Genomic DNA, 18,687 nt, shown 5'->3' with positions numbered 1-18,687 from the left:
GGGAGGAAAGAGCATGTCCGAGAACAGCGACCGCATGACCTTTTCGGTCAGCCACGTCGATCCGGCGGACTTCAAGCACGACGGGCTGCGGCCCTTCTTCGAATACCGCGACCTGGGCATCCGCGCCGCCACCGCGGGGAAGGTGAATGCGCACGTGATCCGCGCCCGTCCTGGCGACGCCCCGCACGGTGGCTGGCATCGGCACGCGCTGGAGTTCCAGATGGTCTATGTGCTGAAGGGCTGGGTGAAGTTCGCCTACGAGGGGGTGGGGGAGGTGCTGTTGCAGGCGGGGTCCTGCGTGCACCAGCCGCCGGGCATCCGCCACGCGGAGGTCGCCCATTCCGACGACCTGGAGATGCTGGAGATCACCCTGCCGGCCGATTTCCCGACCGAGGGCACGGAACCAGCCTGAGGCGCAGGACAAAAAAGACCGGCCGCCCTTTGCGGGGCGGCCGGCAAGATGCTTTGGAGGAATCGTTCACCACGGCCGCAGGGAACGACGCGGTCATGGGACGGTTCGTTGCAATGGAAAGCAACGCCCGTGCCAAGCTGGGAAATTGTTGAAAAGGGCGACTTTCCGGTCCTTGCGCGAATCCAGCCGCCGGGCGATCTGTCCGCGATTCCGGACAGGTGACCGGAATACCGGACGGTTCGGGACCGGCTCACCACAGAGGCACGGAGACACGGAGGACGTCGCTTCTCTGTGTCTCCGTGCCTCAGTGGTGAAGACTTTCAGCGCCGGACGCCCCGCCCCGCCAGCAACAGGCGCACCGCGCGCGCCAGCATCAGGGTGGCGGCCAGCAAGTAGAGCCACAGGCCCCAGCCGCGCGCCACGTCCACGCCGCTGCCCGCGAGGTGGATCGGCAGCAGCCAAGCCAATGCCGCACCGCCGATCTCCGCCACCGCGCCCTTGGTGCGCGACGGGGCCGTGCGGCCGGCGACGACGGCCAGCGCGGTGCCGAGCAGGAACATCAGCGCCATCGGCTCGGCCAGCCAGGACAGGGGCGCACCGTCGCGCGCGCCGATCGGTTGGGTCAGGGCGGTCGCCGCGATGACGGCGAGCGCCACCAGCCCCCAGTCAGCCGCCGTGCGCAGCGAGGTGCGGTACGGGTCGCTCATCGATGTCCCCCGGTGCTTGTCAAAACAGCGCGGCGCGCGCCGTCCTTATAGCGCGCTGCACGCGGTCGCTGTATAGGGCGTGCGGGCGCAGGCGACAGGGGTGTGGACGGCATGGCCGGGGTCGAGGTTTCCCGCGAGGAGGTCGGTGCGGACACGGTGTTCGAGGCGATGACCGACCGCGAATCGCCGGTGCGCGCCAGCGTCCTTCTGTACGCGGTGCTGCTGGAGGCGTGCTTCGTCGGCGCGGCCGAGCTGACCGCCGAGCCGACGGCGACCATGCTGCGCTGGCTGGCCGCCATGGGGGCGATCCCGCTGATCCTGCTGTGGGCGGTGGTGCTGGTGCGGCTGATCGGGCGTGGGGCCGTGCGGCTGACCGTGACGGCGGAGGGGCTAAAAGCCTACGGGCATGTCTACCCGCACAAGACGATCCGCGACCTCGCCCTCTACGCGCCGGGCAGCCCGCGTCCGCTGTTCGTCACGCGGGTCGAGCCGGTGACGTCGCGGCAGCATCGGACGGAGCTGGAACTGGCCGGCGGGGCCGTCGCGCTGGACGCCGCCGGGCCGGGCAAGGGGCCGAAGAAGACGCTCGGCTACCGGCTGGTCATGCACCGGCGCAACCACCAGCCGGCCATCGTGCTGGTGCACGGGCTGACGCTCGCCGGTGGGGAGACGCTTCTGGCAGGGCTGGCCGCGGAGCTGCGCAAGCACAGCGCCCCCGCGGCCTGAGCCCTGTTTGCGTGGCGGGGGCGGCGCCTCAGCGCCGCGCCGCCGGGGCCGCCGGGAGGTCTTCCTCCAGGATGACCACGTGCAGGGCGTAGGACACCTCGCCCTCGTCCACGTCGCGGTGCAGCGTGCCCACGAACTCGCCGGCCAGCATCACTTCCGCGGACTGCCCCGCCTTCTCCGGCGGCTCGATGGTGATCTTGTCGTTGCCGAGCGTCTTGCGCAGGTAGGCCTGCACGCGGGCGATTTCGGTTTCGGTCATCTTCGCGACCGTCGGCTTTGCGGGCGGCATGGCGTGATCCCTGTGTTGTCGAAGCGGTCATATAGAAAGCTTTCGGGCAAAGGGAAAGCACTACCTCGCCATCGACCGCGCGCAGCGATTCCGTGTTAAGCGCTTCACAGCCAAATCGGCCGCGGCGGAGTAAGAAATCCCCGCGCCGGCCCCCCGCCCGTCGTGCGACGGCGGAAGTCGTTGGACAGCATCCCCCGAAAAGGGAGTAGGCGGGGCATGGTCGTTGCAACCGTCGGGTATGAACCCGGCTGGTGGAACGCAGTACCCTCATTTGCCAGCTTGTTCTGGGGGTCGCGATCCAATACTGAACAATTAGGAACGAGGATTACCACGTTCCGGCCAAGTTCATGGCTGCTCGAAATTGGCCGCCCGAAACTGAGGGCATCACGCTCGTGGGGTGACAATGGTCGCTCGCCTGTGCCGTCTCGTGATGACGATCGTGTTCGGCGTCCTGGTGGCCGTCGCCGCCGGGACCGCCCCATGGTCCGTCGCGCGCGCGGCCTCGACGGAGCAGCGCATCGCCCTCGTCGTCGGCATCGGCGCCTACGCCCACGCGCCGGAACTGCCCAACCCCCGCAACGACGCCAAGGCCATGTCCGCCGCCCTGCGCAAGCTGGGCTTCACGGTGGAGGAGAAGTTCGACCTCGACAACCGCGGCATGGCGGAGGCGCTGCGCGGGTTCGGCATCCGGGCGGCCCAGGCGGACGTGGCGCTGCTGTACTTCGCCGGGCACGGCATGCAGGTCGGCGGCACCAACTTCCTGATCCCGGCGGACGCCCGGCTGGAGCGCGAGCGCGACCTCGTCTACGAGGCGCTGCCGCTGAACCTGCCGATGGGCGAGCTGGCCCAGGCGCGCAAGCTGGGCATCCTGATCCTGGACGCCTGCCGCAACAATCCCTTCGCCGACCGGCTGGTCCGCTCCGGCACCAAGAAGACCGAGGTGCATTCCGGATTCGCCCGGGTGGACGACACGCCGACCGACACGCTGGTCGCCATGGCCACCCGCGCCGACGCGGTGGCCGAGGATGGCACCAGCGACCACAGCCCCTACACCCTGTCTCTGCTGAAGAACTTCGACGTGCCGGGGTTGGAGCTGAGCCTGTTCTTCCGCCGCGTGCGCGACGACGTCATGCAGCTGACCCAGGGGCGGCAGGAGCCGTTCCTCTACGGGTCGCTGGGCGCCGCCCCCTTCTACTTCAACCCGCTGCCGGAGAACCGGCCGCCGAAGCTGGCCGACATCAAGACGCTGGAGGTGTTCGATCGCGGCGGGGCGGAGCCGGTGGGCATCGGCCGGCCGACCGACCCGGACAACGACCAGCTCTTCGCGCAGGTGACCGGGTTGCCGCGCGGCGGCAGCGTGCGCATCGGCGACCGCGTGGTGCTGATCGGCGACTACCTGACCGTCGACCAGCTCGTCGCCACCACCTTCAAGCCGGACGCCACCCACCTGGGCGACGGTGGCAGCTTCGACTTCGCGGTGATGGACGGCCGCGGCGGCGTGGCGCGCGGCGGCGTGCCGGTGCTGATCAAGCCGAGCAACCGCGCGCCGGTGGCGGCGGCCGAGCGTACCATCCGCACCGTGGTGAACGCCCTGCGGCTGGAACTGCCGACCGACCCGGACGGCGACCCGCTGACCTTCATCGTCAACAGCGTGCCGGAGCGCGGCAAGGTGCGCGACGGCACGACCGCGCTGAAGGCCGGCGACCGCCTGACCGCCGAGCAGCTGACCGCCCTGAACTTCGACCCCGAGCGCTCCCCGGTCGGCCGCGCCGGGGTGTTCAGCGTGCTGGTCGAGGACGGGCGCGGCGGGCGCACGACGCTCAGCTCCGTGCTGGAGGTGGAGGAGGCCGGCGCCTCGCCGCCCGCCGCCGACCTGGAGGAGGCGCTGTGGCGCCGCGTGCGCGACAGCCGCGACCCGTCGGAGGTCGAGGCCTTCCTGCGCCTGTTCGACAACGGCCCCTTCACCGGCCCGGCGCGCGAGCGTCTGAACGTGCTGAAGGTCGAGGCCGCGCGCGTGGCGTCCGCGGGGTCGACCGGGAACGGCGCTTCCGGCAGCGGATCGTCGGGCGGGGCCAAGGCGGCAGCCAAGCCGAGTCCGGCCCCGAAGACCCCGGCCCCGGCGGAACTGCGTGTCGAGCCGACGGGCGAGGGGATGTATGTGGCGGTTTCCGATTCGGTGCTGCGCGCCGGGCCCGACACGCGCTCCGACGCGGTGGGCGGGGTCGCCAAGGGCGGCTACGTTCGCGTGCTCGGCCGGGTGACCGATGCCGACTGGTACCGGGTGACCCTGGACGACGGCGCGCAGGGCTTCATCTCCGGTCCGGCGCTGCGCCCCGCGGGTCCGGAGGACCGGCAGCGCTTCGCCATGGCCGCCCCGCCGGGAAGCCCGTCCGACAACGGCCAACCCGGGAACGGCCAACCCGGAAATGGCCCGTCGCAGAGGCGCGCCCAGGGCAACGGCAACAGCTTCCAGGACTGCCCGCAGTGCCCGCCGATGACGCGCATCCCGGCCGGCAGCTTCACCATGGGCAACGACAAGGGCGACCAGGCGCAACGGCCGGCCCACCGCGTCGCCTTCGCGCGGCCCTTCGCGATCGGCGTCTACGAGGTCACCGTCGGTGAATGGCGCACCTGCATGGAGGGCGGGGGCTGCGCCGCCATGCCGCGGATGGCCAACGTGTCCGACGACACGCCCATCCACAACGTCCATGTCGAGGACGCGGAGGCCTACGTCGCGTGGCTCAGCCGCAAGACCGGCCAGCGCTACCGCCTGCCGTCGGAGGCGGAGTGGGAATACGCCGCGCGCGGCGGCACCAGCACGCGCTTCTCCTGGGGCGAGAGCCTGACGCCGGGGGCGCAACAGGCCAACTGCCGCGACTGCGGCGGTTCCTTCGACCGGATGCGGCCGGCGTCGGTCGGCAGCTTCCAGCCGAACGGCTTCGGGCTCTACGACACCAGCGGCGGCGTGGCGGAATGGGTCGCCGACTGCTGGAACCCCAGCTACAAGGGCGCCCCGGCGGACGGCAGCGCCTGGACGACCGGCGAATGCCGCAAGCATGTGCTGCGCGGCGGCTCCTGGCGGGACGAGCTGGACGCCATCGCGGTCACCGCGCGCATCGGCTACGACGCCGACGTCCGCTATGTGGCCGACGGGTTCCGCGTGGCGCGCGACGTGAACTGAGGCGCCGGCCCGCTTCGATCGGCACGCCCGCTTTTCTTATCGCCGCCTCTGTGAAGCGCGCCACAGCGCCGTGACAAAATCACGCCCAGAATTTGTCACCGGAAATAACCACCACTTGTCGATTTTCTGTGTTGTCGGCATGACACACTGCTGCTTCTGAGGCGAAACTGCTCCGAAATTGCAAGAATTTCCACGGAATGGGTGCGGTACATTGCTGTTCGAAGGGACCTAAACCAGCAGCCAATTCGGTAAGAGTCTTTACAGCTTTTGCATCGGCGGCTTATCTGAATGGGTTAGCTGCATAGTTCGTCTGATGGAGGACATGACCGTGGTGCGCTGGTGTCGTAACGCCCTTTGCCGGAACGTCGTTCTGAGCAAGGTCATCTGGGGCGTCGTCCTGATCCTGCTGACGGCCGGCGTCGCCGCCGCGCAGGACAAGCGCGTGGCGCTGGTCGTCGGCAACGCGCAGTACCACAACGGCGGGGCCGCGGCCGGGGTGGCGGCCAACGCCGCGACCATGGCCGACGCGCTGAAGCGCGCCGGCTTTGCCGTCACGGTTGCCGACAACCTGGACCACCGCGGCATGGTGGCGGCGATCAGCCGCTTCCAGGACGCGCTGAGTGCGGGTGACCTGGGCTTCTTCTACTATTCCGGCGTGGCGCTGAGCCTGTCGGCGAAGAGCTTCCTGGTCCCGGTGGACGCCAAGCTCGCCTCCGAATACGACGTCATCTTCGACACCATCGAACTCGATTACGTGCTGAAGGAAATCCAGCGCGGCGGGCGCAAGGCGGTCGCGGTGTTCGATCCCGTGCCCAGCCACCCGCTGACCGAGACGCTGGCCGCCGCCATGGGCGACGCGGGCCGGTCGGTCAAGCCGGTGCTGACGGCGCCGTCGGCCTTCGACAACCTGTTCGTCGTCTACTCCCACCGGCCGGGGACTCCGCCCGCGGCGCTGTCCGGAAATGGGCCAAGCGTCTTCACGGCGGCACTGGCGCAGGAGATGGTGAAGCCGGGCGTCGGCCTGCTCGACGCGCTGGGCGAGGTTGCGCGGACCGTGGTCGGCAAGACCCGCGGCGGGCAGCACCCCTGGCTGCAGGACCAGCTCGGCACCGGCCTTGTGCTCGTGCCCGGGACGGCGAAGCCGGGGCCGGCCGTCGCCGCCCTGCCGGCGCCCGCCAAGCCCGAACCGAAGCCGGAGGACAAGCCCGCGGTGGTCCCGACACCGATGCCGGCCCTTACGCCGACGGTCGCGGAGATCGAGGTGGACCCGCTGGACGAAACGCGCGTCGTGAGCCGCGACACCAAGCTGCGCGCCGCCCCCGACAACAAGGCGGCGGTGGTCGGCGGCCTGCGGCACGACGCCGAGGTGAAGATCACCGGCCGCCCGAAGAAGAACAGCGGCTGGCTGCGCGTCGAACATGAGGGCAAGACCGGCTTCGCCTACGCCGCCAACCTCGCCAAGCCGGAGGACAAGGCGAAGGCGGAGACTCCCCTCGCCTCCGCACCGCCGACTCAGCCGCAGGGCAACCCGCTGGCGGCCTCCGGCCCGGCGCCGGGCATCTACGCGGTGCTGCGCGAATCCAACATGTTCGCCCGCCCGACGCTCGGTGCGCGCAGCGTGCGCGACCTGGAACAGGGGCAACTGGTGACGCTGGTCGAATCGGTGCCGGACTCCAATTGGGCCTTGGTGCGCGACCGCTTCGGGAACGAAGGCTACGTGTCCACCGGCGCCCTGTCCGGTCGCGTCGGCGACGTGCCGGGGACAAGCGCCTCGGCGGCGGGTGGGGCAAGCGGCCCAGGGACGAGCGGGCGCCCGGTGTCCCTGACGCCCAATGCCTCCCCGGCGCCGGTGGTGGCGCGCGGCGACATCGATCCGCTGGCCGGCTCGCTCGCCGGGACGACCGGCTCGACCGAGATCGCGGCCCTGCCCAACGAGCCGGCCGGACGCTCGGCGGGCTCGCGGGAGCCGGCCGCGGCGGGCTTGGCCGCCCCCTACCGCGAGGCGGTGGAGGCTGGACGGAAAGCGGCGTCCCGTGCGACGAGTGCCGCCAACGCCGGCCGTGCGGCGGAGAACCGGGCGCGCCAAGTCCAGGCCTCGGCCCGGCAGGTGGCGCAGCAGGGGCGCGGCGGATCCGGAGGCGCGTCGGTCTACAAGTTCCCCAACGGCGACGTCTACGAAGGCGCGTGGGGGCGGGGCGGCGGCGGCTTCGGGCTGACCGGTACGGTGAGCAAGGACGGCGTCGGCATCTACCGCTTCGCCAACGGGCAGGTCTATGAAGGCGAGTGGAAGGGCGACCAGATGTCCGGCGTCGGGGTGATGACCTTCACCTCCGGCGACCGTTACGAGGGCACCTTCAGCAACGGCGTGCCGAATGGGCCGGGCGTCTACCACTTCGCCAACGGCGACTCCTACGCCGGCGAGATCAAGGCCGGCCGCGTCGACGGTCACGGCGAGATGGTCTTCACCAACGGCGACCGTTACGACGGCGTGGTGGTCGACCGCCTGCCGAACGGCAACGGTGAATTGGTCATGCGCGGCGGCGCCCGCCATGTCGGCGTCTTCCGCGGCGGCATCCAGGACGGGCCGGGTGCTGCGATCATGGATGGCGGCGCGCTGCGGCCGGGCATCTGGCGGGGCGCGACGCTGTTGAGCGAGTGATGAGGGGAGGGGCCGCCTCTCTCGTCACTTCCGTCCTTCCTCCGCGCCCGACGCGATGATCATGTAAGGCTCCGTCGCCTGCTCATCGACGCGGAACTTGGTCCACATGCCGCCGGTCGCGTGGGCGGCGACGCCGCACAGGAAGTCGAAGTCGCCGGGCGTGCTGGTCTTGAAGTCCAGCGTGTCGCCGCCGTTGGGCGGCAGGCCCTGCTCCGGGTTGATCGTGTAGGCGCGGGAGATGGCGACCTGGGCAACGCCGGCGACGTCCGGCATCTCCTCCTGCTTGTAGGGCTTGGTGATCAGCAGGCTGTGCGGCAGCATGCCGTCGTGGTTGGTGAACTTGATGGACACGGTCCAGCCCACCGGCACCACCACCGTCATGCTGCCCTTGTAATAGCCGTTGAAGTTCAGCGCCCCGTTGTTGGGGTTCCAGCCGGCGACCACGTCCATGCGGATCTGCTTGCGGTCGGGGTTGGCGGTGATCCAACTGGGCGTCAGCTTCTCGTCGGCGACCACGCCGGTCACCACCGCCAGCAGCGTTCCGGCGAAGGCCAGCGCGCCCGCGATCCGTCTCGTCATGATGCCTCCGGAAATGATTGGGCCGGAATAGAGGGACAAAAAAGAGGGCGCCGGGTCGGGGCATCGGCGCCCTTGGAGCCAGGAAATGCTGTGGTGCGTCAGTCGAGCCCGAACACGACCAGCGCGTCGCCGTATTTCGCGTTGATCTGGAAATTGCCGCCGGCCGCCACCGCGACGTGGGGCTTGCCGTCCACCTCGAAGGCCATCGGCGCGGAGTTCACGCCGGCGCCGGCCTGGAAGGTCCAGACCTTCTGGCCGGACTTGGCGTCGTAGGCGTTGAAGGCGCCGTTCGCCTCGCCGGCGAAGACCACGCCGCCCGCCGTCGTCATGGTGCCGCCGATCATCGGCTGCTCGGTCCGGGCCTCCCACATCATCTTGCCGGTATCGGGGCTGACCGCCGCGACGTTGCCCCATTGCTTCTCGCCGGGGATGGCGACGAAGGCGCCGCCCAGCCACAGCTTGCCCTTCTCCCATGGCTCGTTCTTGACGATGTAGTGCATGGGCTGGTGCAGGTTCACGCAGTAGAACAGCCGTGTGTCGGGGTTGAAGGCGCAGGGGCTCCACTCCACGCCGCCGTTGGCGCCGGGCAGCATGCGCGTGCCCTGGCCGGGGGTCGGCAGCGCGAACAGGTTCTCGTGCGGGATCATCGGCTCTGACCGGCGGATCAGCTTTCCGGTCTCGCGGTCGTTGGCATAGACCCAGCCGGTCTTGCCGCCGTGCAGGACCGCCGGGACCATCTTGCCGCTGTCATCGCGCACGTCGGCCAGCACGGGCGGGGAGGTGCTGTCCAGGTCCCAGACGTCGTGCGGCAGGTACTGGTAGGCCCATTTGACCTTGCCGGTGTCCGCGTCCAGCGCCACGAGGCTGTCGGACCAGCGGTTGTCGCCCGGCCGGGCGGAGCCGTCGAGGTCCGGCGACGGGTTGCCGGTGGTGGCGAAGACCATGCCGCGCTGCACGTCGACGGAACTGGTCATCCAGTTCGACCCGCCGCCGCGCCGCCACGCGTCGGTGAACTTGCCGGACTGCACGGCGGCCTTCTCGCCGGCGACGTCGCGGTTCAGGGGGTTTTGCCCATCGGCCTTCTCCACATAGGTGCCTTCCCAGCCCTTCACGCCGTCGGGGCCGGCCTCGTCCGGGCCGGGGATGGTGTGCCAGCGCCAGGCGAGCGAGCCATCCTTGGCGTTGTAGGCGCTGATGAAGCCGCGGATGCCGTATTCGGCGCCCGAGATGCCGATGATGATCTTGTCCTTGTAGATGACCGGCGCGTGGGTTTCGGAATAGCCCATCTCGCTGTCGGCGACCTCGACGTCCCATTCCTTCTCGCCGGTCTTCTTGTTCAACGCGATCAGGTGGGAATCCAGCGTCCCCATGAAGACGAGGTCGCCCAGGATCGCCACGCCGCGGTTGTTCGGGCCGCAGCAGAGATAGTTGGTTGCCAGCTTGTGCTGGAAGTGCCACAGCTCCTTGCCGGTCGCCGCCTCCACCGCGAAGACATGGTTGTAGGGCGTGGTGATGTACATGATCCCGTTCTCGACGATCGGCGTCGTCTGGAAGGACCCGACCACGCTGGTCTGGAAGATGTACTTGACCTTCAGGTTCTTGACCGTATCGGGGGTGATCGACTTGCCGGGCCAGTAACGCATCTGGCCGAGGTCGCCGCCGTAGTTCAGCCAGTTCTTGCTCTGCTGCCCGGCGGCGACCAACTCGTCCCAGGTCGCAGCCGAGGCCGGCGCACCGGCGGCGATGAGTCCCAGCGCCGAGCCGACGCCGGCCAGAAGAGCGACCGCGGCGGTCGCCACCCGTACAGTCATGGATGCCTCCCCGTTTGCGTTGCTTGGTGCCGTGTCGAGACCCTCAGTCCATTGCCTGGGACACCGCCTGGGCGAGCGTGCGCAGCTTGCGTTCGCTGTAGGCGAGCTTGCGGCAGATCATCGCCGCGTCGTCTTCCGTCTTGTCGAGCCGGCGCAGGTTCCAGAAGCGCGCCTGGCGGACATCGGAAACGGTGGGGCCGCCCGTGTTGCCGCTGCCCTTGTCGCTGCTCATCGTGTCGCCGCTCACCTGGGTCAGGGCCGCGCTGTTGGCGTTCACTTCCTCCGCCAGGATCTTGGAGCGGACCACGTTCAGGCCGACGCCCTCCACCATGATGCCGCGCAGCCGGTTGGTCAGGTCCACCACGCCGGACAGGGCCAGCGTCAGTTCCGCCCGGCGGTCGCGGCCGGGTTCGCCGGCTTCCCTGGCGAAGCGCGCGATGGCCTCGGCGCCGAGAGTGGGCGTGTTTTCCGGGTTGAGGGCGTATTCGACGAGGTCGCGCACGCGCGGGTCGGCCTCCCACGCGCGCTCCGCGGGCAGGGCGGCCAGCGCCTCCGGATGCCGGTCCGGCCACACCATGGCGGCGGTCAGCGGCGCAACCAGAGGTTCCTTGCAAGGCCAGTCCTTCAGCGGTTCGGCCGCCTGTGTGGACCATGGGGAGGCCGATGCGAGAAACAGCACAAAGGCGACCCTTCCGACCGCTTCCAAGACGGAGCGGCCAGCCGACACAACTAGCATGATCGAATAACCCCCTGAACCGCCGGTCCTTTTGGGCCGGTCATTTGGCGGCGACTTCGCGGTTCTGTGCGGCAGGACAAAATGCCGGTGCGAATTTTATCGTCTTGTTCATGATGGAACTGTTATGTTCGGTTGTCAAACAATCCATACGTAAACCAATAGGGCTAGCCAGATCTGGTGTGCCCGCAACAGTTGGGGGGAGCATTCATGGGCCGTTGCCGGACTTTCGCCGTGGCTTTCCTGGTGGCGCTCGGCGCCGGTCCGGTGCTTGCCCAAACCGCATCGCCCCCCACCATCACGTTGACCGATGCCGACAAGCCGCTGGTGGACGCCTGCGCGCACGAGCTGGGCGAGCGGCAGGGCGGGGGAGGGCACGCCTACACCGTCACTGCGGTGGATGCGGAGCGGCCGAACGAGACGACGGTGCGGGTCAAGCTGGCGCTGACCTCCGGCGAGGGGCGGCTGGTCCAGGGCACCTGCGTGTTCCGCAATGGAAAGCTGTTCGATGTGCGCCAGTGACCGGCGCCCTTACGGGGCACATTCCGGTGATGGTGCCGCCGCGCGGCTGTTTTTCCTTCACGGGGCCCCATGTCGCGGGGCCCGATGCTTGGGAGGAAAAGTCATGCGAGTTCTCGTCGTTTCCGCGGCCACCCTGATGCTGGCGCTGCCCGCCGGCGCGATGGCGCAATCGACGACCACCCCGTCCACGGGCTCCACGGCCGGCACAACGGGGGCGTCGCCGTCCGGCGGAGTCCCGATGGACCAGAACAGCGCCGGGTCGGTCGGCAGCCGCTTCCACTCCATGGACGCAGGCAGCCAGGACAAGCTGCGCAAGTCGCTGGAGCAGGCCGGCTTCACCAACATCCGCGTCCTCGATTCCGCTTATCTGGTCCAGGCGCAGGGCGCCAATGGCGAAACCGTGACGATGATGGTGGATACCGGCGGCCAAGGCGCCGCCATGTCCGGCAGCAGCGGGGCGATGCCCGGCAATATGATGCACGGCAACATGATGCCCGGGACCATGATGCAGGGCGGCGGGACCATGCCCAATGGCCAGATGGGCGGCCAGATGGGCGGCCAGATGGGCGGCACCGGATCCACTGGGACCGGTACCACCACCGGCACGGGGCCGGGCGGCTCGACCGGAACGCCGAGCGGGACCACGACGACCAAATGATTGGGTACGAAGTGACCGCACGGCCGTCCGGGACGGTCCACTCTTCCCGTCCCCCGCGTTCTGCCCCACAGTGGACACCTTCGCGGCCGGGCATCCGGCCGCAACTTGTGTAAGGACGGGGGAATGGAAACGCTGATCGACCCGAAGAAGACGAGGCCGCGCAAGCCCCGCGCCGGGAAGACCGCCGGAGAAACGGACGCGCCGAAGGTCACGCGCGATCCCGAGGGGACGCGCGCCCGAATCCTTGCCGCCGCGACCGAGGAGTTCGCGCGCTATGGCCTGGGCGGCGCCCGCGTGGAGCGCATCGCCGAGGTCGCCGGCACCAACAAGCGGATGCTCTACTACCACGTCGGCAACAAGGAGGGCCTGTACCTCGCCGTCCTGGAGGGCGCCTACGAGCGCATCCGCGTCGCGGAGCGGACGCTGAGCCTGGAGACGCTGACCCCGCCGGAGGCCATCGCGCGGCTGATCCAGTTCACCTGGCAGTATTTCCTCGACAATCCCGAGTTCATGGCGCTGCTGAACATCGAGAATCTGCACCGGGCGGAGCTGCTGAAGACGTCGGAGAAGGTGCACGCCATGCACTCCCCCTTCGTGCAGATGATCGCCGATGTGCTGAAGCGCGGCATCGCCATCGGCGTGTTCCGCCCCGGCGTGGACCCGGTGCAGCTCTACATCTCCATCGCCGGGCTGGCCTACTTCTACCTGTCGAACGTGCACACGCTGTCCGTCATTTTCGGTCGCGACCTGCTGGCCGAGGACGAGAAGACCGCCCGTCTGACCCATATGGTGGAACTGGTCCTGTCGTCGTTGCGCGCGTAAAAACCCTTTGTTTTTCGTAGGTTGGGTGCAGGCGCAGCCGGAACCCAACATGGTCGCTTTGCCGGCGACGTTGGGTTCCGGCTGCGCCTGCACCCAACCTACGACGCTTCCATCTGCAAATGCTTGCCAAACGTATTATCCGCCACCCCCTTTGGCGTAGTTGACCCGCAGACATGCCCGGACGTACTTTTAACCAGCCGGTTAAAAGAGCGCATCCACCGCGCCCAGCCCGACCGGCGGGAGGAAGGACGATGGCATTCGGCATTGCGGCTCGCGCCAAGGGATCGGATGGCGGATCGGGTGACCGATCGGGCACCCCGCTGAATTTCCTGGTGCGCCTCGCCAATTCCGGCTGGTTCCGGCCGGTTCTGCTGCTGGTGATCCTGACGATCCTGTGGGACGTCTCCGTGCGGGTCTTCGCAATCCCCGCCTACCTGATCCCGAAGCCGGGCGACGTGGCGTTGGCGCTGATGTCCGACTGGGACCAGCTGCTCGCGGCCTCCGTCCCGACGACGATGGCGACGCTGGGCGGCTTCGCGCTGTCGGTGCTGTTCGGCATCCCGGTCGCCATGCTGATCGCCGGGTCGCGGACGGTGGAGGCCTACGTCTACCCGCTGCTGGTCTTCTCTCAGTCGATCCCGAAGGTGGCGATCGCACCGCTGTTCGTGGTGTGGTTCGGCTTCGGGCTGCTGCCGAAGGTGATCTCCGCCTTCCTGCTGGCCTTCTTCCCGATCGTCGTGTCGGCGGTGCAGGGCTTCAAGTCGGTCGACACCGACATGATGGATCTCGCGAAGTCCATGAAGGCCTCGCGCCTCCAGACCTTCACGATGGTCCGCCTGCCGCACGCCATGCCGGCCATTTTCGCGGGTTTGAAGGTGTCGATCACGCTGGCCGTCGTCGGCGCGGTGGTGGGCGAGTTCGTCGGCGCCAACTCCGGCATCGGCTTCGTGCTTCAGCGCTCCATCGGCAATTTCGAGCTTCCGCTGATGTTCGCCGCCCTGGTGGTGCTGGCGATGATCGGTGTGGTGCTCTTCTGGATCATCGACGTCATCGAGCGGCTGGCCATTCCCTGGCACGCCAGCCACCGCCACACCTACACCGCGACTTCGTAACGGCCAACAAGACAAGAACCGGGCCGGGCATCCAACGGGAGGAATAGAGATGAGGAAGACGCTCTTCGCGGCGCTCTGCGCGCTGACCGCTACGACGTTGCCGGCCCAGGCCGGGGACAAGGTCGTGCTGATGCTGAACTGGTACGTCTACGGCGAGCACGCGCCCTTCTACTACGGCAAGGACAAGGGCCTGTACGAGGCCGAGGGCATCGACCTGGAAATCCAGGAAGGCCGCGGGTCCGCCGTGACCACGCAGGCGGTGGCCGCGAAGACGGTGACCTTCGGCTACGTCGACGTGCCGACCATGATCAAGGCGGCCGTGAAGGGCGCGCCGGTGATCTCGCCGGGTGTGCTGCTCCAGGTCAACCCGATGTCGGCCATGGGCTTCGCCGAGAAGAACATCACCAAGGCCGAGGACATCAAGGGCAAGACCGTCGCCATGACGCCGGGCGACAGCATGTCCCAGATCTGGCCGCTGTTCCTGAAGAAGGCCGGCCTGAAGGAAAGCGACTTCCGCGTGGTGTCCGGCGACGCGCAGACCAAGCTGAACGCCGTGATCAACGGGCAGGCGGACCTGCTGCTCGGCTACGTCATGGACCAGAGCATGAAGATCAAGGACGCCACCGGCAAGTCGGTGACGCCGATCCGCTTTTCCGACTACGGCGTCAACATGGTCTCCAGCGGAATCATCGCCAACAAAGACACGCTGAAGGACAACCCGGACCTCGTGAAGCGCTTCATGGCCGCCACCACCAAGGCGGTCGAGGGCGCGGAGAAGGCCCCGCGCGAGGCGGTGGCCGCGATCCTGAAGGCGAACCCGAAGGCCGGGCAGGAAGCGACGCTGCTGGAAGGCTTCGAGCTGACCACGCCGCTCTACCGCACGGCGGAGACGAAGAACATGCGGCCCTTCCGCGTCACCGACGCCAACATGACCGACAGCGTCACCATGCTCGTGGAATACGGCGGCGTGGACGCGTCGGCCAAGAAGGACCCCAAGGCCTTCTACACCCGCGACTTCCTGCCGGCGGACCCGGCGACGACCAGCGGCAGCAGCCAGTAAGGCCAGCAAGGGAGGGGATACCGGGATGGCACAGCCCAACCTGAAAATCGTCGGGTCAGAGGAAACGGGCCGCCTGTCGCAGAAGACCCTGATCCAGATCGACGGCGTGACGAAGACCTACCGCACCCGCGACGGGGAGGTGCCGTCCCTGCGTCCCATCACCTTCGACGTGCGGGACGGGGAGTTCCTGGTGGTGGTCGGCCCGTCGGGCTGCGGCAAGTCCACGTTGCTGAAGATGGTCGCCGGCCTGCTGCCGGTGAGTTCCGGCACCATCAGCATCGAGGGCACCACGGTGACCGAGCCGCACGACGATGTCGGCATCGTGTTCCAGAGCCCGGTGCTGCTGGCCTGGCGGTCGGTCCTGCGCAACATCATGATGCCGGTGGAGGTCCGCCGCCTGCCGCGCGACAAGTACCTGGAACGCGCCCGCGCCCTGATCCGCATGACCGGGCTGGAGGGGTTCGAGAACAAGTACCCCTGGCAGCTGTCCGGCGGCATGCAGCAGCGCGCCTCGCTGTGCCGTGCGCTCGTCCATGACCCGAAGATCCTGCTGATGGACGAGCCCTTCGGCGCGCTCGACGCTATGACGCGGGAGCGCATGAACGTGGAGTTGCAGCGCATCCAGCACGAGACCGGCAAGACTGTGATGCTGATCACCCACTCCATCCCCGAGGCGGTGTTCCTCGCCGACCGCGTGATGGTGATGTCGGAGCGTCCGGGCACCATCGCCGCCACCTACGAGGTCCCGCTGCCGCGCCCGCGGACGCTGGACGTCATGGGGCACCCGGTCTTCATCGAGTTGACCCAGAGGATCCGCGCGCATTTCAACGCGCAGGGGCATCTGGACTGAGGCGGATGCGATCATGACCTCGCCCCGCCTCCGCATCCGCGCCATCGAACTCTACGAACGCCCCGTCCAATTCACGAAGCCCTTCCGCTTCGGCGCGGTGACGGTGGAGGCGGCCCCGCAGGCCTTCGTGCGTGCCCTGGTGGAGGTGGAGGGCGTCGGCGAGGACTGGGGCGGCACGGCCGAGATGATGATGCCGAAGTGGTTCGACAAGAACCCGGCGCGCAGCCCGGCCGAGACGGTGGACGGCTTGCGGCGGTCGCTCCACACCGCGCGGGACGCCTATCTGGCCGATGACCGGCTGGACAGCGCCTTCGGGCACCACGCGGCGGCCTACGGCGCGCAAGTGCAGGCCTGCCGCGCGGTGGGACTGCCGGACCTGACCGCCGCCTACGGGCCGGCGCTGATCGACAAGGCCGTTCTCGACGGGCTGCTGCGGGCGCTCGGAACGGACTTCTTCACGGGCATGGCGGCCAACGTCGCCGGGCTCGACGCGCGGCTGACGCAGGACCTCGCCGGCTTCGACGTGGACGGGTTCCTGGGCGGGCTGACGCCGCTCGGCGCGGTGGCGATCCGCCACACGGTAGGGTTGCTGGACGAACCGGAAGACCTGCGTGGCCTGCTGGCGCGAGAGCGGCTGAGCCGTTTCAAGATCAAGCTGGGCGGCGACGTCGCCGCCGACTTGGAGCGGCTGAAGGCCATCGCCCGCGTGCTCGACACGGCCGCGGAAGGCTACCGCGCCACGCTGGACGGCAACGAGCAGTATCCGGACGCCGCGGCGCTGGCCGGGCTGATGGAGGCCATGGAGCGCGACCCGGCGCTGGCGGTCTTCCGGCAGCACCTGCTCTACGTCGAGCAGCCGATCGCGCGGGAACGGGCCTTGGGCGAACCGCTGGGGTGCCTTGCCAAGCGCATCCCGCTGATCATCGACGAGAGCGACGACGGCTACGACGCCTTCCCGCGGGCGCGGGAGGTCGGCTACCGGGGCGTTTCGTCCAAGTCCTGCAAGGGGCTCTACAAAGCGCTTCTGAACCGCGCACGTTGCGCCGCCTGGGGTGCGCCGCACTTCATCTCGGCCGAGGACCTGACCTGTCAGGCGGGCCTCGCCGTGCAGCAGGACACCGCGCTGGTGGCCCTGCTCGGCATCGGCCATGCGGAGCGCAACGGGCACCAGTACGGGAAGGGTTTCGACGGGGCGCCGGAGGCCGGGGATTTCCTCGCCGCGCATCCCGGTTTCTACACGGGCGAAGGCGGGACCGTCCGCCTCGCCACGGCGGGCGGGAGCCTGCCGACCGCAACACTGGCCGTCCCCGGCTTCGCCAGCGCGGCGCAGCCGGCCTGGGACCGGCTCGACCGCCTACAAGAACCAGAACATCAAGCATCATAGGATTCAGGGAGTTCGCACCATGAGCACCAAGCGCCTTGGGATCATCATGCACGGCGTGACCGGCCGCATGGGGATGAACCAGCACCTCATCCGGTCGATCCTGGCCATCCGGGCGCAGGGCGGCGTCACGCTGTCCGACGGTTCCCGCGTCATGCCGGACCCCATCCTGGTCGGCCGCAACGCGGAGAAGATCCGCGAGCTTGCCCAGCGCCACGGGGTGGAGCGCTGGACCGACAATCTGGAAGCGGCGCTGGCGAACCCGGACGACATCATCTTCTTCGATGCCGGCACCACCCAGATGCGCCCGACGCTGCTGGAGATGGCGATCCGCGCCGGCAAGCACGTCTATTGCGAGAAGCCCATCGCCACCAACCTGGAAGAGGCCCTGCGCGTCGTGAAGCTGGCCGAGCAGGCCGGCGTGAAGAACGGCACCGTGCAGGACAAGCTGTTCCTGCCCGGCCTGCAGAAGCTGAAGATGCTGCGCGACAGCGGCTTCTTCGGGAAGATCTTCTCGGTGCGCGGCGAGTTCGGCTATTGGGTGTTCGAGGGCGACTGGCAGACGGCGCAGCGCCCCTCCTGGAACTACCGGGAGGAGGACGGCGGCGGCATCATCCTCGACATGGTCTGCCACTGGCGCTACGTGCTCGACAACCTGTTCGGCCAGGTGAAGAGCGTCTCGTGCCTGGGCGCCACCCACATCCCGGAACGCTGGGACGAGCAGGGCAAGCCCTATCAGGCCACGGCCGACGACGCGGCCTACGCGACCTTCGAGCTTGAGGGCGGCGTCATCGCCCACATCAACTCCTCCTGGGCGACGCGCGTCTACCGCGACGACCTCGTGACGTTCCAGGTGGACGGGACGCTGGGCTCAGCGGTGGCGGGCCTGACCGACTGTGTGATCCAGCCGCGCCAGGGCACGCCGCGCCCGGTGTGGAACCCGGACCAGAAGCAGACCATCGACTTCTACAGCACGTGGCAGCCGGTGCCGGACAACCAGCCGGTCGACAACGGCTTCAAGACCCAGTGGGAGGCCTTCATCCGCCATGTGGTCGAGGACGCGCCCTTCAACCACGGCCTGATCGAAGGCGCAAAGGGCGTGCAGCTGGTCGAGGCCGCGCTGAAGAGCTGGAAGGAGCGCCGCTGGGTCGACGTTCCGTCGCTGACGGCCTGATCGGAGCATCC

At 68.7% G+C, this 18,687-nt stretch carries 17 protein-coding genes; 12 read left to right on the top strand and 5 right to left on the bottom strand.

Annotated elements, in window-relative coordinates; translation table 11 throughout:
* Positions 1–13: 13 nt before the first annotated feature.
* Positions 14–412, top strand: coding sequence for a cupin domain-containing protein (locus M2351_RS10570; RefSeq protein ID WP_264656036.1), 399 nt, complete (start codon positions 14–16; stop codon positions 410–412).
* Positions 413–732: 320 nt separating this feature from the next.
* Here M2351_RS10570 and M2351_RS10565 read toward each other — a convergent pair whose 3' ends face one another.
* Positions 733–1,119 (bottom strand): hypothetical protein, encoded by a 387-nt coding sequence (locus tag M2351_RS10565; protein WP_264656035.1) that lies wholly within the window; start codon positions 1,117–1,119, stop codon positions 733–735.
* Between the two features lie 111 nt (positions 1,120–1,230).
* Here M2351_RS10565 and M2351_RS10560 point away from each other — a divergent pair, with 111 nt between their 5' ends.
* Positions 1,231–1,845, top strand: a complete 615-nt coding sequence (locus M2351_RS10560; RefSeq protein WP_264656034.1) for a hypothetical protein — start codon at positions 1,231–1,233, stop codon at positions 1,843–1,845.
* A 28-nt stretch (positions 1,846–1,873) separates the two neighbouring features.
* Here the strand turns inward: M2351_RS10560 and M2351_RS10555 are convergent, their stop codons facing one another.
* Positions 1,874–2,134, bottom strand: a complete 261-nt coding sequence (locus M2351_RS10555) for a DUF3126 family protein (protein WP_264656033.1) — start codon at positions 2,132–2,134, stop codon at positions 1,874–1,876.
* A 430-nt stretch (positions 2,135–2,564) separates the two neighbouring features.
* Here M2351_RS10555 and M2351_RS10550 point away from each other — a divergent pair, with 430 nt between their 5' ends.
* Positions 2,565–5,315, top strand: coding sequence for an SUMF1/EgtB/PvdO family nonheme iron enzyme (locus M2351_RS10550; protein ID WP_264656032.1), 2,751 nt, complete (start codon positions 2,565–2,567; stop codon positions 5,313–5,315).
* Between the two features lie 313 nt (positions 5,316–5,628).
* Complete coding sequence (locus tag M2351_RS10545; RefSeq protein WP_264656031.1) at positions 5,629–7,974, top strand: caspase family protein; 2,346 nt, start codon at positions 5,629–5,631, stop codon at positions 7,972–7,974.
* Positions 7,975–7,998: 24 nt separating this feature from the next.
* On the opposite strand, the gene M2351_RS10540 is transcribed toward M2351_RS10545, so the two are convergent.
* The 3 genes from M2351_RS10540 to M2351_RS10530 all read right to left on the bottom strand — a co-directional run bounded on the left by M2351_RS10540 (position 7,999) and on the right by M2351_RS10530 (position 11,043).
* The gene (locus M2351_RS10540; protein ID WP_264656030.1) at positions 7,999–8,553 is read right to left on the bottom strand and encodes a sulfocyanin-like copper-binding protein; all 555 of its coding nucleotides are present in this window, start codon (positions 8,551–8,553) and stop codon (positions 7,999–8,001) included.
* Between the two features lie 98 nt (positions 8,554–8,651).
* Positions 8,652–10,364, bottom strand: a complete 1,713-nt coding sequence (locus M2351_RS10535) for a pyrroloquinoline quinone-dependent dehydrogenase (RefSeq protein ID WP_264656029.1) — start codon at positions 10,362–10,364, stop codon at positions 8,652–8,654.
* A 43-nt stretch (positions 10,365–10,407) separates the two neighbouring features.
* Positions 10,408–11,043, bottom strand: a complete 636-nt coding sequence (locus M2351_RS10530; RefSeq protein WP_264656028.1) for a hypothetical protein — start codon at positions 11,041–11,043, stop codon at positions 10,408–10,410.
* A 264-nt stretch (positions 11,044–11,307) separates the two neighbouring features.
* Between M2351_RS10530 and M2351_RS10525 the strand changes: the two genes are divergently transcribed.
* From M2351_RS10525 to M2351_RS10490, 8 genes are all read left to right on the top strand, one after another.
* Positions 11,308–11,619, top strand: a complete 312-nt coding sequence (locus M2351_RS10525) for a hypothetical protein (RefSeq protein ID WP_264656027.1) — start codon at positions 11,308–11,310, stop codon at positions 11,617–11,619.
* A 103-nt stretch (positions 11,620–11,722) separates the two neighbouring features.
* Positions 11,723–12,277: a hypothetical protein gene (locus tag M2351_RS10520; protein WP_264656026.1), complete on the top strand. Its 555-nt coding sequence runs from the start codon at positions 11,723–11,725 to the stop codon at positions 12,275–12,277.
* 123 nt (positions 12,278–12,400) lie between these two features.
* Positions 12,401–13,099 carry a TetR family transcriptional regulator gene (locus M2351_RS10515; protein WP_264656025.1) on the top strand — a complete coding sequence of 233 codons (699 nt, stop codon included), beginning with the start codon at positions 12,401–12,403 and terminating at the stop codon, positions 13,097–13,099.
* Positions 13,100–13,350: 251 nt separating this feature from the next.
* Positions 13,351–14,211 (top strand): ABC transporter permease, encoded by an 861-nt coding sequence (locus M2351_RS10510; protein WP_264656024.1) that lies wholly within the window; start codon positions 13,351–13,353, stop codon positions 14,209–14,211.
* 49 nt (positions 14,212–14,260) lie between these two features.
* Positions 14,261–15,271, top strand: a complete 1,011-nt coding sequence (locus M2351_RS10505) for an ABC transporter substrate-binding protein (protein ID WP_264656023.1) — start codon at positions 14,261–14,263, stop codon at positions 15,269–15,271.
* Between the two features lie 25 nt (positions 15,272–15,296).
* Positions 15,297–16,121 carry an ABC transporter ATP-binding protein gene (locus M2351_RS10500; protein ID WP_264656022.1) on the top strand — a complete coding sequence of 275 codons (825 nt, stop codon included), beginning with the start codon at positions 15,297–15,299 and terminating at the stop codon, positions 16,119–16,121.
* A 13-nt stretch (positions 16,122–16,134) separates the two neighbouring features.
* On the top strand, positions 16,135–17,505 hold the full coding sequence (locus tag M2351_RS10495) for an enolase-like domain-containing protein (protein WP_264656021.1): 1,371 nt from the start codon (positions 16,135–16,137) through the stop codon (positions 17,503–17,505).
* A gap of 19 nt (positions 17,506–17,524) precedes the next feature.
* Positions 17,525–18,676 (top strand): Gfo/Idh/MocA family protein, encoded by a 1,152-nt coding sequence (locus tag M2351_RS10490; RefSeq protein ID WP_264656020.1) that lies wholly within the window; start codon positions 17,525–17,527, stop codon positions 18,674–18,676.
* The last annotated feature ends 11 nt before the right edge of the window (positions 18,677–18,687 follow it).

Source organism: Azospirillum canadense (assembly GCF_025961225.1).
Classification (GTDB): Bacteria; Pseudomonadota; Alphaproteobacteria; order Azospirillales; family Azospirillaceae; genus Azospirillum; species Azospirillum canadense.
The sequence above is the reverse complement of the archived record's forward strand: the minus strand, read 5'-3'. Positions and strand labels throughout refer to the sequence as shown.

Bases quoted from the DNA above. Each gene is read 5' to 3' on its own strand.
- M2351_RS10545 (WP_264656031.1), top strand. From the start codon at position 5,629: ATGGAGGACATGACCGTGGTGCGCTGGTGTCGTAACGCCCTTTGCCGG.
- M2351_RS10555 (WP_264656033.1), bottom strand. From the start codon at position 2,134: ATGCCGCCCGCAAAGCCGACGGTCGCGAAGATGACCGAAACCGAAATC.
- M2351_RS10505 (WP_264656023.1), top strand. From the start codon at position 14,261: ATGAGGAAGACGCTCTTCGCGGCGCTCTGCGCGCTGACCGCTACGACG.
- M2351_RS10500 (WP_264656022.1), top strand. From the start codon at position 15,297: ATGGCACAGCCCAACCTGAAAATCGTCGGGTCAGAGGAAACGGGCCGC.
- M2351_RS10490 (WP_264656020.1), top strand. From the start codon at position 17,525: ATGAGCACCAAGCGCCTTGGGATCATCATGCACGGCGTGACCGGCCGC.
- M2351_RS10540 (WP_264656030.1), bottom strand. From the start codon at position 8,553: ATGACGAGACGGATCGCGGGCGCGCTGGCCTTCGCCGGAACGCTGCTG.
- M2351_RS10520 (WP_264656026.1), top strand. From the start codon at position 11,723: ATGCGAGTTCTCGTCGTTTCCGCGGCCACCCTGATGCTGGCGCTGCCC.
- M2351_RS10565 (WP_264656035.1), bottom strand. From the start codon at position 1,119: ATGAGCGACCCGTACCGCACCTCGCTGCGCACGGCGGCTGACTGGGGG.
- M2351_RS10560 (WP_264656034.1), top strand. From the start codon at position 1,231: ATGGCCGGGGTCGAGGTTTCCCGCGAGGAGGTCGGTGCGGACACGGTG.
- M2351_RS10570 (WP_264656036.1), top strand. From the start codon at position 14: ATGTCCGAGAACAGCGACCGCATGACCTTTTCGGTCAGCCACGTCGAT.
- M2351_RS10525 (WP_264656027.1), top strand. From the start codon at position 11,308: ATGGGCCGTTGCCGGACTTTCGCCGTGGCTTTCCTGGTGGCGCTCGGC.
- M2351_RS10515 (WP_264656025.1), top strand. From the start codon at position 12,401: ATGGAAACGCTGATCGACCCGAAGAAGACGAGGCCGCGCAAGCCCCGC.
- M2351_RS10535 (WP_264656029.1), bottom strand. From the start codon at position 10,364: ATGACTGTACGGGTGGCGACCGCCGCGGTCGCTCTTCTGGCCGGCGTC.
- M2351_RS10550 (WP_264656032.1), top strand. From the start codon at position 2,565: ATGACGATCGTGTTCGGCGTCCTGGTGGCCGTCGCCGCCGGGACCGCC.
- M2351_RS10495 (WP_264656021.1), top strand. From the start codon at position 16,135: ATGACCTCGCCCCGCCTCCGCATCCGCGCCATCGAACTCTACGAACGC.
- M2351_RS10510 (WP_264656024.1), top strand. From the start codon at position 13,351: ATGGCATTCGGCATTGCGGCTCGCGCCAAGGGATCGGATGGCGGATCG.